A 14023-nucleotide genomic window follows, 5' to 3' on the forward strand; every position below is an offset into this window, starting at 1 on the left:
TCCAAGTAAAACATAATGCAAGAAAATGAAGTTTAAAATGTTTGCCCTGCTGCTATGCGGCAGCATCGCCCCCGTGTGTGCTGTGCGGTCCGAGATCGCCGACAGCATGCGTAAAGAGAAAACCTATCCCATCGGAGAGATCGTGGTCACGGGAACCCGCCACGAAACCGACATCCGGCATTTGCCGATGACCATCTCCGTCGTCGACCGGAAGAAGATCGAGAACGGGTTTCAGCCATCATTGCTGCCAACGCTTACCGAACAGATTCCGGGACTGTTCGTTACGGGACGCGGCATCATGGGCTACGGCGTTTCAGGCGGCGCGGCCGGGCAGATGACGCTGCGCGGTGTCGGCGGAGGTCCCACAACGGGTCTGCTGGTGCTGATCGACGGCCATCCCCAGTACATGGGGTTGATGGGGCATCCCATTGCCGATGCCTATCAGTCGATGCTGGCCGACCGGGTCGAAGTCGTGCGCGGCCCCGCTTCGGTGTTGTACGGTTCGAACGCCATGGGCGGCGTGATCAACATCGTGACGCGAAAAAAGGTCGAAGACGGCGTGAAAACCAATGTCCACGCCGGTTACGGCTCCTACAACACGCTGGAGACCGAAGCCACGAACCAACTGAAATACGGGCGTTTCACCAGTACGGTCACCGGATCGTACAATCGCACCGACGGACACCGTAAGGATATGGGATTCGAGCAGTATGGAGGCTATGCCAAGCTGGGCTATCAGATTACGAAGGAGTGGGACGTCTACGCCGACGTGAACCTCACGCATTTCAACGCTCAGAATCCGGGAGCTGTGTCGGCGCCCATTCTCGACAACAAACAGCACATCACCCGCGGCATGACTTCGTTCGCGCTGCGCAACGACTACGGAAAGACCTCCGGAGCCTTGAGCTTTTTCTATAACTGGGGCCGCCACAAGATCAACGATGGCTATTCGCCCGGCGCCGAACCGCTCGATTACCGCTTCAATTCCCGCGACAGGATGCTGGGTGTATCGTGGTATCAGAGCGCGTCGCTCTTCACGGGCAACCGTCTGACCATGGGCGCCGACTACCAGCACTTCGGAGGCAAGGCCTGGAACCGCTATCTCAACGGCGATCCGGACAAGACCACGGCCGACAAGACGATGGACGAAGTGGCCGGATACATCGATTTCCGCCAGAGCCTGACACACTGGCTGACGTTCGATGCCGGGCTGCGTCTCGACCACCATTCGCACGCCGGAACAGAGTGGATTCCGCAGGGCGGCCTGTCGTTCCTGCTGCCCCGCAACGCCCAGATCAAGGCAATGGTCAGCAAGGGATTCCGCTTTCCGACCATCCGCGAAATGTATATGTTTCCGCCGCAGAATCCGGATCTGAAACCCGAGAAACTGATGAACTACGAACTTTCGTTCACCCAGCGGCTCCTCGGCGGTGCCCTTTCCTACGGAGTCAACGTCTTCTACACCGACGGCGACGACATGATTCAGACCCTCCCGGTCAACGGCCGGCCGATGAACATCAATACGGGCCGGATCGAGAACTGGGGCGTGGAAGGCGACATTGCCTGGCGGATCTGTGCCGCGTGGTCGGTGTCGGCCAATTACAGCTATCTGCATATGGCCTATCCGGTCGTCGCCGCTCCCGAGCACAAACTCTACGTCGGCGGCGCCTTCACGCGGGGACGGTGGAACGCCTCGACAGGCATTCAGTACGTGCACGGGCTTTATACGCAGGTCAAACCCAAGGAGCTGACCGACAACTTCGTGCTGTGGAACGCCAACGTGACCTTCCGCGTAACCCGCTGGCTCGATCTGTTCGTCCGCGGCGAGAACCTGCTGGCGCAGCGTTATGAAATCAATACGGGCTTCCCGATGCCGAAAGCCACGGCACTGGGCGGCGTAAACGTAACCTTTTAATGGAATCGGAAGATATGACAATTCATTTACACACGCTTTTACGAACTATATTCACCATCGTATGCTTAATTTTCCTGCTCCCGGAAGGCCATGCGCATTCGGGCAAGGCGCGCTTTCATGCGATCATTGACACCGACGGAGCTGCGGACGACCTGCGCACGCTCTGTATGCTGCTGGGAAACCGGGAGGTCGAAGTACTCGCCATCACGACTTCGGAAGGGGCGTTGCTCCCCGACAGCGCCGCCGTCCGCGTGCGTGCATTGCTCGACTCCTTCTACCACGAAGGCGTCCCGGTCGGAGCGGGCAGAGCCGTGAATGCGCCGGCTCCGGCGTGGCGGACGCATTCCCGGCAGATAGAGTGGGGCGATCCCTCGTCCGGTTCGGCCGCCCTTCCTTTGGCGCAGACGCTGATCGGGGAAACGCTCGAAAACGAAGAGGAAAAAGTCTTTTTTATCGCATTGGGTGCTCTGACGAACCTATCCGACGTATTGCAGGCGAATCCCGCTCTCGGTGGCCGCATCGAACGGGTGGTTTGGTACAACACCCGGGTGGAACCTCTGGCTGGGGCTAATTACGAGACAGACAGAGAAGCTGCCAGCCGCGTGCTGGCAAGCGGGATTCCCGTGACGGTCGTTTCGGCCAATCCGGATTGTCCGGTTGTCGTCACTCCCGCCCTGCTCGATTCGGCGGCCGCAGTTCCGACCGTTTACGCCCGGAAGATCGCCGATACGCACCGTGCCGCTCCGCTGGCGAAGCTGGTTGATGCGGGGCATTTGCAGGCATGGGACGATTTGGCCGCGGTCCGGCTGTTCGCTCCGGAATTGTTCGCTACCCGGAAAATAAGCGAAACCGTCGAGGTTTGCAGCCTGTCGGATCAGGTTGCTGCTGCGCAGATTCCGGAGGAGATACTTCGTATTCTCCGGGGTAAACCCGACAGTGAGAGCCGCGTGTTCTACGGATTCCCCGTTCAGCACGAGCTCTATGCCGCAGATGTCGTGCCGATGGTCGACGAGACGATTGCCCGGTATGGGCCGAGTGAGTGGCGTGCAGGCGTGCTGACCAACGAACTGCATGGCCATCTGGGTATCTACGCCACCATCGGAGTCAAGATGGGAATCCGGGCGCGTGAATACTTCAATATCGGAGTGGATGACATCGAGGTGACGACTTATGCTGGGCATAATCCGCCCATAAGCTGTATGAACGACGGCTTGCAGGTCGGAACCGGAGCATCCGTCGGGCACGGACTGATCACCGTGGCGGAAAACGATCCGCCGCGTCCCGAAGCCCGGTTCAGTTTCAAGGGTAAAACGATCCGGCTGGCTTTGAAGCCTGAATATGCCCGACGCATCCGTCGGGACGTAGAAAAGGGAATTGAACTTTACGGTAACCTGACCGAACCTTATTGGCTGTATGTCCGAGGATTGGCCTTGCAATACTGGCTTGAATTCGACCGCCACGGTATTTTCGATATGTATGTCGGGGAATAGTGCGCCCGGATCATAAATTCAGGTTGCATTTTTCACTCTGCATCCATGTCTTACGATTTAGGGCTGATGCCATGCGTTTTTGCGTGTCTGCGTTCGCGTCGGCCTGTGAGTGCAAATAATACCGCATATCATTGATATGAATATCACCGTTTTGCAGGAGTGGTTACGTAGAATTACTTCGTATGTACACTGCCCTGCCGCAATGTCGAGTTCATAAAGAGCCCCATTCTGCAAACCCTGTGTCTGAACTGTTCGTAAAGGAAACTGCCCGGCAACGCTTACCCCGGCTCTGTATTGATCATATTACCCTTTCTGGTTAGTAGCCAACGCGGGTTAAAGTCTAAACAAGAGTTTACCATTTTTAACGCTTGTCAATAGAATTTCCCGATTGATATAATCATTATCCCCAGAAATAAATTTTCAGAATAGCGGATAATATCACCATACTTCGACTATAACAGATCGTGCGTCTGGTAAGTCGTTTCAAGTGTGTGCGCAATGTCAAATTGTTGCGCTCTATGTGGTTTGTTCCGTATAATGATGTCCGATGTATTTTTCGGTCGATTAACGACCGATAATTTCGCAATCGGTCTGTGTATATGCGCTTAGCTTCAGATAGTTTTAGTGTTTCCAAAACAACGCTCAGGGTTGAATTTGTTCTGGGGCCGATATTGTAGCTGACTACTTCCTTCGATTTTCGGTCAAGAGCATATGCAATCCACACGAACTCCGATTTTCGACGGACGAAACTCTTGATTTCATCCACTTCGTAAATCCGGTGTTTGACAACTGGGGGACGTGAAATAGACTTGGCAATTAAGATGATGCGGTGCAAAAGCGTTGTCGGAGATATCTGAAGAATCCGAGCGGTACTTCTTATTCCTACGCCTTCTTTTGTTAAGGTTGTTATATCTGTGTTTAAATTGGGAGAATATGCGTTATAAGAATAATGTTCCTGTTGTCTTTTGTGGCAATGGCTACATTTATATCGTTGCTTCCTGTTTGCTTGGCGTCCGTCTTTAATACATTCTTCGCCACAAAATCTGCATTTCATTTTGTTTATCCCCTAATCTGTAACATGAAGGTCAATTTTCGAGACCTTCGACTTATTTATCTCGATTTTTAGGGCACAAAAATAATAAAGACGACCCAAAGATCGTCTTTATTGCTCTAATTTTTTTAGGTTCTTGGGATGATTTACAGTTAGTTAACTGTTCACCTCCTAATCTGTAACATTACCCGCTTTCCCTGGCGGAGAGGGAGGGATTCGAACCCCCGGTACAGTTGCCCGTACACCGCATTTCGAGTGCGGCCCGATCGACCACTCCGGCACCTCTCCTTTTCGGTCGCGGGAGGAGGACTTGCGCCCGGACTCCCGATCCAAAACTGTTGTTTTGGGACTGCAAATATAGACATATTTTTTATTTTCGCACATTTTCATGCGGAAAAAATTGCTTTTGGTTGAAAAAACGCCTTGCAAGGCCCTGGGTTTAGCACTTTTCCGGAATAATTCGTATCTTTGTAAACAGACAAACCCTCATCGTGTGCGCAGTATTTCCCGTGCGCGGCCGTTTATATAGTAAACAATACTAAAACCGGTATGGTTTTCGTTTGTAGTTAAAGAACTAACGCAAACACTATGTGCGCTATGAAAAAGTTGAAAATTTTATTCGGAACCATTCTTCTGTCGGCAGGCCTCGCAAGCTGCTCGTCGGCTTACTACGCCTCGGCGGGGTATGCTTCCGACGATCTCTATGCCGTGCATGACAAGACGGAGATCGCCCGCAGGAAGCAGGCCGAAGCCGAAGCGCAGCGTGCTGCCGCCGAAGCCCGCAAGGCCGAATGGGAGGCGCGGATCGCCGAAGCGAAGGCTGCAGCCGCAGAAAATAGCTATTACGAGTACCGTTCGGCAGACGCCAATCCCTATGAAAGCGTGTTGGCCGACGATTATGAAAGCGCTTACGCACGCCGTCTGCGCGGATTCGATTCGCCGACCTACAAGATGCCGTCGAGTTACATGAACGCCCGTTACAGTTCGGCGTTCAACTACGCTTCGGCTTACGATCCGGCGTTCTACAACATCATCGTCATGGGCGACCAGGTGTGGGTAGAGCCCAAGTACGTCACTTCGATGTTCGGTTCGTGGGGTACGGTGGTCTACTCCGATCCCTGGTACTACGGCTGGAACCGGCCGTGGGGGCCCAGTTTCTCGATCGGAAGCTGGGGCTGGAGCTTCGGATGGAATGCGTGGAACAATCCCTGGTACGGACCTTGGGGCCCGTGGTACAGTTCGTGGTATAATCCCTGGTATGGTCCCGGTTGGGGCTGGGGGCCCGGATGGCACGGCGGACATCACCACTGGGGGCCGAATTACGGCTGGGGCGGCGGACACGGGCGTCCTTACCAGTCGAATATAGTGCGCCGGCCCAATCCCTACACGTCGCCTTCGGGAACCCGCTACGGAGTGGGCTCGCGTTACGGCTCCTCGTCGACGGGATCGATGCGGGGCGGCAGTTCCAGCGGCCGGGGTAATTTCGGCGTGCGGAGCAGCAGCGGCAGCAGTTCGTCGGGCGGGCGCTATAATTCGGGAAGTTCGTCGCGCGGTAACAGCAGCAGCCGTTACAACGACGATAACTACCGCAATTCCGGCAGCAATACCTACAATCGCGGCGGAAGCTATAACAGCGGAAGCAGCAGTTCGCCGTCCTATAACCGTGGCGGGTCTTCTTCGGGCAGCAGTTCCGGCGGCGGGTCGCGCGGCGGATCGGGAACGACCTCTTCGGGAGGCAGCTACCGTAACTCCGGAGGCCGGTAACGGCTGAAACCTTTAACTGTGAAAATAGTATGAAACGATTGATAATCACGCTTGCAGCCGTCGCAACGACGGCTGCGGCCGCGGCTCAGCAATCGGGCGGCTTGCTGATGGACAAAGACCTGCTGATGCCGTCCGACATGTTCGAGTTGTCGCAGACGCAGTTCAATTTCGGTACGGCACGGGCTATGGCCATGGCTGGGGCGTTTACTTCGCTGGGCGCCGACCTTTCGTCGATGTCGATCAACCCGGCCGGTCTGGGTATGTACCGCCATAACGACATTTCGGTTACTCCGATGATGTCTTTTGCACGGAGCAAGACCAACGCCCCGGAGTACGGGAACAATTCGCGCGACCGTTTTTCGATGGCGAACATCGGCGTCGTAATCAATGCCTACGAGGGATCGCGTTCGCTGGTCAGCCTCAATATCGGTTTCGGTTACAACCGTATCGCCGACTTGAACTACGACTATGCGTTCCAGCGACAGAATCAGGCGGCGACCATTGGCGACGCCTATGCGCGCCAGTTGTATTGGGGCGGTATTTCGAAGAACAGCTTTTACAACGGAGGCGGTTCGGGCAACTGGAATTGGAACAATATCGCTCCCGAGTACTGGAACGCCGCACTGGCTTACCGCGGATTCCTGATTGACCAGGTCGATCCGAACAAACCCGATTCGTGGCAGCCGACGTGGGTCACTCCGAATGCCGATGTCGACCATTATACGATGCTGCGGAGCAAAGGCTCGATCGGCGAATATGTGTTGTCGGTGGGCGCCAATATCAACAATAAGATTTATATAGGTGCGTCGCTGGGTATCCAGAGCGTTTACCAGCGCAAGTACATCGACTATGTCGAGGAATATTTCTATTCAGATCCGAGCCAGGCGATTCCCGATTTCGGCAACTCCGGCCTGGATTACCAGTTGTTGCGCTGGAAGCTTAACCAGAGCGTTATCGTGGACGGCACGGGCGTCAACTTCAAGGCGGGCGTCGTCTATCGTCCCACGGCCAACCTGCGCCTCGGTGTGGCGATCCATACGCCGACCTACTATTCGCTCGACCGGAAATTCCAGAGCGCTGCGGCCGGACTGGCCTATGCCAACAACGATACGGACCCGAACGTGAAGCCCGACGATGAAGGCTATATCTCGACGGCCGGCGATCCCAACATGACTTCGCCGCTGCTGGTCGACGACGGTCCCAACAGTTGGTCGTTCGTGTCGCCGACACGGCTGATGTTCGGCGCGTCGTATACGTTCGGCGAGCGGGGCGTGATCTCGGTGGACTATGAGCGCGACTGGTACAACGGTATCCGCATCAAGGACAATCCTTCGGGATTGGATTCGCAGTCGTGGTACAACGATACGTTCCGCGATGTGTTCAAAGGCTCGAACATCCTGCGCGTAGGCGCCGAGTTCAAACCCCTGCCGGTGCTGGCGCTGCGTGCGGGCTTCGGTTACAGCGGTTCGATGCTCAAGGACGATAAGACGGTGCTGGCGTCGCCTGCCATCAAGCAGACGACCTATTACGGCGCCGGCATAGGCTTCGTGCTGGCCCGGGGCGTACTGCTCGACGTGGCTTACCAGTACATGTCGTCGAAGACCACGGATTACTACCTGTTCTATGCGGAGGATAAGGGCGGCCATACCGAGAGCGCGGTTTATTCGACCGATATCAACCGCCACAACGTGGCGCTGACGCTCGGATTCCGCTTCTAAGGAGAGATACATGGAATATAAAGGTTCGTCTTTGCAACGGACCTTTATTTTTTTGTATATTTGCAGTCCGAAATAAAAGTAAAAACCAATACGATATGGCAAAGGAACTTAAAGACCTCACGAAGTCGGACGAGAACTACTCGCAGTGGTATAACGACCTGGTCGTGAAGGCGGGACTCGCGGAAAATTCCGCCGTCCGCGGATGTATGGTCATCAAACCTTACGGTTATGCCATCTGGGAGAAGATGCAGGCCGCACTGGACAAGATGTTCAAGGATACGGGACACCAGAATGCCTATTTCCCGCTCTTTATTCCCAAGTCCTTCTTCTCGAAGGAGGCCCACCACGTCGAGGGCTTTGCCAAGGAGTGCGCCGTAGTGACGCATTACCGTCTGAAGAACGATCCCCACGGCAAGGGCGTCGTGGTCGATCCCGACGCCAAACTGGAGGAGGAACTGATCGTGCGTCCTACGTCGGAGACGATTATCTGGAACACCTATAAAAACTGGATTCAGTCCTACCGCGACCTGCCGATCCTGTGCAACCAGTGGGCCAACGTCGTGCGCTGGGAGATGCGTACGCGTCTGTTCCTGCGCACGGCCGAGTTCTTGTGGCAGGAAGGGCATACGGCGCACGCCACGCGTGAAGAGGCGATCGAGGAGGCTGAAAAGATGATCCGCGTTTACCAGAAGTTCGCCGAGGAGTGGATGTCCGTTCCGGTGATCGTGGGCCACAAGTCGCCCAACGAGCGGTTTGCGGGCGCCGAGGATACGCTTACGATCGAAGCGCTGATGCAGGACGGCAAGGCGCTGCAGAGCGGTACGTCGCATTTCCTGGGCCAGAACTTCGCCAAGGCGTTCGACGTACAGTATGTCAATAAGGAGGGTAAACTCGAATATGTGTGGGCGACCTCGTGGGGCGTTTCGACCCGCCTGATGGGGGCGCTGATCATGGCCCACTCGGACAATAACGGTCTGGTTCTGCCGCCCAAACTCGCCCCGATCCAGGTGGTGATGATTCCGATTTACAAGGGCGAAGACCAGCTCGTCGAGATTCGCGCGCGTTTCGAGGCGATTGCCGAACAGCTCAAGGCCAAAGGTATTTCGGTCAAGATCGATGACCGCGACAATGTGCGTTCGGGCTTCAAGTTCGCGGAATACGAACTCAAGGGCGTACCCGTGCGCCTGGCAATGGGTCCCCGTGACATGGAGAACGGTACGATCGAACTGGTACGCCGCGACACGCTGGAAAAGCAGACCGTTTCGCAGGAAGGACTCGTCGAACGTATCGAAGGTCTGATGACCGAGATTCAGGAGAATATTTTCCGAAAGGCCTCCGACTACCGCGAGTCGATGATCACGAAGGTCGACACGTGGGAAGAGTTCAAGCGTGTGCTCGACGAGAAGGGCGGTTTCCTTCTGGCACATTGGGACGGTACGGTCGAGACCGAGGTGGCGATCAAGGACGCCACGAAGGCAACGATCCGCTGTATTCCGGTCGATGCGCCCGACGAGGAAGGCGTTTGCGTCTTCTCCGGCAAGCCGTCGCACCGCCGGGTCCTGTTTGCCCGCAGCTATTGATTTTCGGCTTTAGGCGCATATTTTCGCATATCCCCTGAACGGGACGAATGGGACGTATTCTTATACTACCCATCCGTCCCGTTCCTCGCGATACACGAAACTACCTCGCCTAAAATCAAAAATGGCTCAGGAGCCGCCTTCGGTTAAGTGCAAATCTGCTCATCTAAAATCAAAAACTGCCGGCCGCTCCTGTCGGAACCGAAAAAAAACGTATTTTTGAATTTTAACTTTTACGCCTATGTCCAGTGAAGCGGAAATCCGGAAGCGCAGAATCTACCGCGTGACCCTTGTCGGGTTTGTGGTCAACCTCGTATTGTCGTTTGCGAAACTCGCCGCCGGAATCGTCGGGCGAAGCGGGGCGATGATCGCCGATGCCGTGCATTCGTTTTCGGACCTTGCGACCGATGTCGTGGTGATCGCCTTCGTTCGGATTTCGTCCAAGCCCCGTGACGACGGTCACGATTACGGCCACGGCAAATACGAGACCCTCGCCACGATCATCATAAGCCTTGCGCTGGGAGTCGTGGGGGCCGGGATTCTCGTCAACAGCATCCGGGACATCCGGGTCGTGGTCGACGGCGGGTTGCTGCCCCGGCCGGGACTGATCGCCCTTGTGGCGGCCGTGTTGTCGATCGTCGCCAAAGAAATTCTCTACCGTTATACCGTTCGCGAAGGCCGCGCGGTCGACAGTCCGAGCGTCGTGGCCAATGCCTGGCATCACCGCAGCGACGCACTGTCGTCGCTGGGTACGTTGGTCGGTATCGCCTGTGCCTATTTCCTGGGCCAGAAGTGGCGCATCGCCGATCCGATCGCAGCGCTCATCGTGGCGGTGTTCATCTTCAAGGTGGCCTTCGACCTGATTCGCACGGGGCTCGACGAACTGCTGGAATGTTCGCTTCCGGCGGACGTGGAGCAGGAGATCCTGCAAATCGTGACGGCCGAACCCGGCGTGCGGGAGCCGCACAACCTGCGGACCCGTCGTATCGGGGCTTCGATCGCCATCGAGGTTCATGTCCGTATGGACGGGGCGATGACCGTGGCGCAGTCCCACGCCCTGACGGTCGACATCGAACACCGTCTGCGCGCCCGTTTCGGCGAGGGGACGATGATCGCCATTCATGTCGAGCCGATGAAATAAGCGGCGCACGGTATCGAGCAGCGGTGTGTGGCGGCCGGGGTCAGGTATGTGCGACCGGAGTGGAATTTTACCCGCCGGTTCTGCCCTTTCACTGAGAGCCGTTTTTTATTTTGTTCGGATTCGGGTATTTTCTGGCACGGATTTTGTTCATTTCGGGCAGGAAGAACGGGCCGGAAAATTTTCCGGCAGAGTAGAAAAATTTGGTATTTTCGGAAAAAGTGCTTATCTTGTCCACGTGAAGCCTCCGGAAACTCCGATGTTTGACGAGGCCCGAACACAGCAGTAACGACATCTAACACTAAAAAGGATTGCCTATCGGGACAGAAATCTACTCTTAGTAACTAATTAGGAGACAAGAGTATGAACGTGCAAGTATTAAGTGACCAGGTATTGCTTAATCACTACCTTTCAGGTGACCAAAGTGCCATATCCAAACTCATCGAACGCCATAGTCGTCGCGTACGTGACTACATCAACATGATGGTCAAGGACCGTGACGTGGCCGATGATATTTTCCAGGAGACATTTATCAAAGCCGTCCGTGTGATCGACGAAGGCCGTTATACAGATAACGGCAAGTTCCTTTCATGGATTCTGCGCATCGCCCACAACCAGGTGATAGACCACTTCCGCGCACAGCGGCAGAACAAGTCCGTGAGTGAGGCGGAGGCCGGTTACGACGTACTCGGGACGCTGAAGCTGGCCGAGCGTACGATCGAGGATTCGATGGTCTGCGACCAGATCGAACGCGACGTGCGCGCATTGGTCGAACTGCTGCCCGAAGAGCAGCGCGAGGTGGTGATCATGCGCTACTTTTCCGGGTTGAGCTTCAAGGAGATAGCCGAGCAGACCGACGTGAGTATCAACACGGCGCTGGGACGCATGCGTTACGCGCTGATCAACCTGCGCCGCATGATCAAGGAAAAAAATATGGTCTTGAGCTGATTCCGCACAATATTCCCGAATGGGTTGCGTTATATAAATGCAAGCAAGCTAAAATTAAGGCCTATGGAGGAGATTGACAAAAATGAAGTTTCAGACAACGGCATCTCCGAGGACGAAGATTTAATGATGCGGGAGGTTGTACAGGGTGATGCGGATTTATGCTATTTACACCATTACCTCTCGGAGGTCTTCCGAAAAGGAGATAATTTTTAAGGGTTAATTTTTGATGGGGAAGGGCGCCGGGAGGCGCCCTTCATTTGTTTGGGATAATGCGGTCCTTTCAGGGAACGGGCTCGCGGTGCTCCGGTCTGTTTTTTGCACCGCATCTGGTAAATAATCAATCGGGTATTATGGCACGAATACGAATAAAACGGGTTTACGAAGCGCCGGCGCCGGATGACGGTTGCCGGGTATTGGTCGACAAACTCTGGCCGCGGGGCGTACGCAAGGATGCGCTGCATTACGACATCTGGGCCAAGGACCTGGCGCCCTCGGCCGAACTGCGCATCTGGTATCACGCCGATCCCGCGGGGCGGTGGGCGGAGTTCCGCCGCCGTTATACCGATGAACTGCGCGCTTCGCAGGCCGTGCGGGAATTTATCCGCAATATCGGCGATGCGGACACGGTGACGCTGCTCTACGCCTCGAAGAACGCGGCGGAGAACCATGCGCTTATCTTGCAGGAGTATTTGCAGAAAGCGGTCGAGCGCGTTACAGACGCGTAATTTTCGTGATTTTCGGCTCGCCCCGTCCCGGCAGCGGCTGGTAGACGACGATTTCGGCCTCGTAGGTCGCGGGGTCGGGCGTTGCGGCCTTCGCCGTGCAGACGAAGCGGTAGTTGGTTCCCGCCACGACTTGCGTGGCGACGCTTTCCGGGGTGTAGCTCACGCCTGTCAAACTGTCAGTCACCTGGCGGAACAGCGCTCGCTCGGCGTCGCTGAGGGGGCGCTGCTGGGTATAGCCGCCGCACAAAACCGTTTTTTGGGGTTGCTTTTCGGCCCGTCGTCCCGGACCTCCGCAGGCGGTCAGCAGGGTTGCCGCGAGTATTGCGATCGTTAGTTTCAGCATCAATCGGGTATTTTTGCGTACGAAAGGTAGCTGTTTCCGGCTGAAAAGCCAAATTCTTCACACGGAAGTATTCAGAACCAGCGGGTTCGCGTCCGGAACTTTTTGAACCTCCCGGTGTTTTGTATTGTTTATGATACACATATTTTTGGGTTTTATGGCCACTTTTGTATCGATAATTGTCTGAGAAGGCGACGGGAACGGCTATTTTGGCCCGCTCGGACAGGTGCAAACGCGAATCAATCTGTGTATTATGAATAAGAAGATCGTTCTGATGCTTCTGCTGGCTGTGTGCGGCTGGCCGGGAGCGTCTGCGCAGCAGGTGGCCGTGAAGACCAACCTGCTTTACTGGGCTACGACGACCCTGAACGTGGGGGCCGAAGTGGCTGTCAGCAAACACTCCACAGTGGGCTTTTCGGCCAATTACAACCCCTGGACCATCGGTTCGGACAACAAAATCCAGCATTGGTTCATTCGCCCCGAGTACCGCTACTGGGTGACCGAGAAGTACACGCGTCTCTTTTTCGGGGTGCATGCCATCGGCGGCAAGTTCGAGGTCGGCGGTTTCAAGCTCCCGATCATCGGCAACCGGATTCTGCAAGGGCTGAAGACGAATTACTACAAGGGTTCGTTCGTCGGCGCGGGCTTCAGCATCGGTTATCAGTTTTACGTCAGCCCCCATTGGAACCTCGAACTTTCGGCCGGGGCCGGACTGGCGCGCCTGAGCTACCATACCGAGCCGGTGAACGGTCCGAAACGCAAATCGTATGTCGATACCAAACGGTTCCTGCCGATTCCCACCGAAGTCGGCGTTACGTTCGTCTACCTGTTCAATTCCAAGAAATAAACGCTGCGACCCATGAAAAAATACTGCCTCCTTTTCGTATTTCTCCTGGCCGCGCTTTCGCTTCGAGCCCAGATCGTAGGCGATGTCGCCGTGACCCGCAAGGTGCTCTCCGAAAGCAACGGCCAACTGCACATGGTACTGGAAATCGCGGTGTCGCGCAAGGCCGTGACCCGTTCGCAGAGTTGGACGATCCTGCCCGAGTTGAGCACTCCCGACCGCAAGTCGGTGAAACTCTTCCCCCATATCCTGATCAACGGACGCTACCAGCAGCACATGCAGGAGCGCCGCCGCCGTCTTTCGGGCGCCTATTGGGCCGAGCGGCAGCCGTATATGACCATCAATGCCGACCGGAAAACCGACCAGGTGTTCCGCTACGAGATGAAGGTCCCCTATGAAAGCTGGATGGCCGGCGCTACGCTCGTGCTGCGTCAGGTACAGACTTCGCCGGGCGGTGTCCGGCGGGTATTTACGGCCGATGTGAACGGTGCGGTCGACACCTCCCGCAAATAA

13 protein-coding genes and 1 tRNA gene are annotated in these 14023 nt (G+C 55.7%); 11 read left to right on the forward strand and 3 right to left on the reverse strand.

Annotation, left to right across the window (positions count from 1 at the left end; translation table 11 throughout):
- Positions 1-25 precede the first annotated feature (25 nt).
- Positions 26-1915, forward strand: a complete 1890-nt coding sequence (locus I2E69_RS06340) for a TonB-dependent receptor plug domain-containing protein (RefSeq protein WP_195459999.1) — start codon at positions 26-28, stop codon at positions 1913-1915.
- A gap of 14 nt (positions 1916-1929) precedes the next feature.
- Positions 1930-3405 carry a nucleoside hydrolase gene (locus I2E69_RS06345; RefSeq protein WP_195460000.1) on the forward strand — a complete coding sequence of 492 codons (1476 nt, stop codon included), beginning with the start codon at positions 1930-1932 and terminating at the stop codon, positions 3403-3405.
- 400 nt (positions 3406-3805) lie between these two features.
- Here I2E69_RS06345 and I2E69_RS06350 read toward each other — a convergent pair whose 3' ends face one another.
- On the reverse strand, positions 3806-4459 hold the full coding sequence (locus I2E69_RS06350; protein WP_195460002.1) for an IS1 family transposase: 654 nt from the start codon (positions 4457-4459) through the stop codon (positions 3806-3808).
- 195 nt (positions 4460-4654) lie between these two features.
- Positions 4655-4744, reverse strand: a tRNA-Ser gene (locus I2E69_RS06355).
- 309 nt (positions 4745-5053) lie between these two features.
- Between I2E69_RS06355 and I2E69_RS06360 the strand changes: the two genes are divergently transcribed.
- From I2E69_RS06360 to I2E69_RS06390, 7 genes are all read left to right on the forward strand, one after another.
- A complete protein-coding gene (locus tag I2E69_RS06360) occupies positions 5054-6220 on the forward strand; it encodes a hypothetical protein (protein ID WP_195460004.1) in 1167 nt (388 codons plus the stop codon).
- Between the two features lie 29 nt (positions 6221-6249).
- Positions 6250-7938, forward strand: coding sequence for an OmpP1/FadL family transporter (locus I2E69_RS06365; protein WP_195460006.1), 1689 nt, complete (start codon positions 6250-6252; stop codon positions 7936-7938).
- A 95-nt stretch (positions 7939-8033) separates the two neighbouring features.
- Positions 8034-9518, forward strand: coding sequence for a proline--tRNA ligase (gene proS, locus I2E69_RS06370; RefSeq protein WP_195460008.1), 1485 nt, complete (start codon positions 8034-8036; stop codon positions 9516-9518).
- 238 nt (positions 9519-9756) lie between these two features.
- Positions 9757-10656, forward strand: a complete 900-nt coding sequence (locus I2E69_RS06375) for a cation diffusion facilitator family transporter (protein WP_195460010.1) — start codon at positions 9757-9759, stop codon at positions 10654-10656.
- Between the two features lie 360 nt (positions 10657-11016).
- Positions 11017-11601, forward strand: coding sequence for an RNA polymerase sigma factor (locus tag I2E69_RS06380; RefSeq protein ID WP_195460012.1), 585 nt, complete (start codon positions 11017-11019; stop codon positions 11599-11601).
- Between the two features lie 63 nt (positions 11602-11664).
- Positions 11665-11814 carry a hypothetical protein gene (locus tag I2E69_RS06385; protein WP_195460014.1) on the forward strand — a complete coding sequence of 50 codons (150 nt, stop codon included), beginning with the start codon at positions 11665-11667 and terminating at the stop codon, positions 11812-11814.
- Positions 11815-11951: 137 nt separating this feature from the next.
- Positions 11952-12326, forward strand: coding sequence for a DUF488 domain-containing protein (locus I2E69_RS06390; RefSeq protein WP_195460016.1), 375 nt, complete (start codon positions 11952-11954; stop codon positions 12324-12326).
- Here I2E69_RS06390 and I2E69_RS06395 read toward each other — a convergent pair.
- On the reverse strand, positions 12313-12669 hold the full coding sequence (locus tag I2E69_RS06395) for a hypothetical protein (protein ID WP_195460018.1): 357 nt from the start codon (positions 12667-12669) through the stop codon (positions 12313-12315). The genes I2E69_RS06390 and I2E69_RS06395 overlap by 14 nt on opposite strands.
- 250 nt (positions 12670-12919) lie before the next feature.
- On the opposite strand from I2E69_RS06395, the gene I2E69_RS06400 reads away from it, so the two are divergent.
- Entirely contained in the window at positions 12920-13513 is a 594-nt protein-coding gene (locus I2E69_RS06400) for a DUF3575 domain-containing protein (protein ID WP_195460020.1), read from the forward strand.
- Positions 13514-13525: 12 nt separating this feature from the next.
- On the forward strand, positions 13526-14023 hold the full coding sequence (locus I2E69_RS06405; RefSeq protein WP_195460021.1) for a DUF3868 domain-containing protein: 498 nt from the start codon (positions 13526-13528) through the stop codon (positions 14021-14023).

This window comes from Alistipes sp. D31t1_170403_E11, from assembly GCF_015553985.1.
GTDB classification, from domain to species: domain Bacteria; phylum Bacteroidota; class Bacteroidia; order Bacteroidales; family Rikenellaceae; genus Alistipes; species Alistipes montrealensis.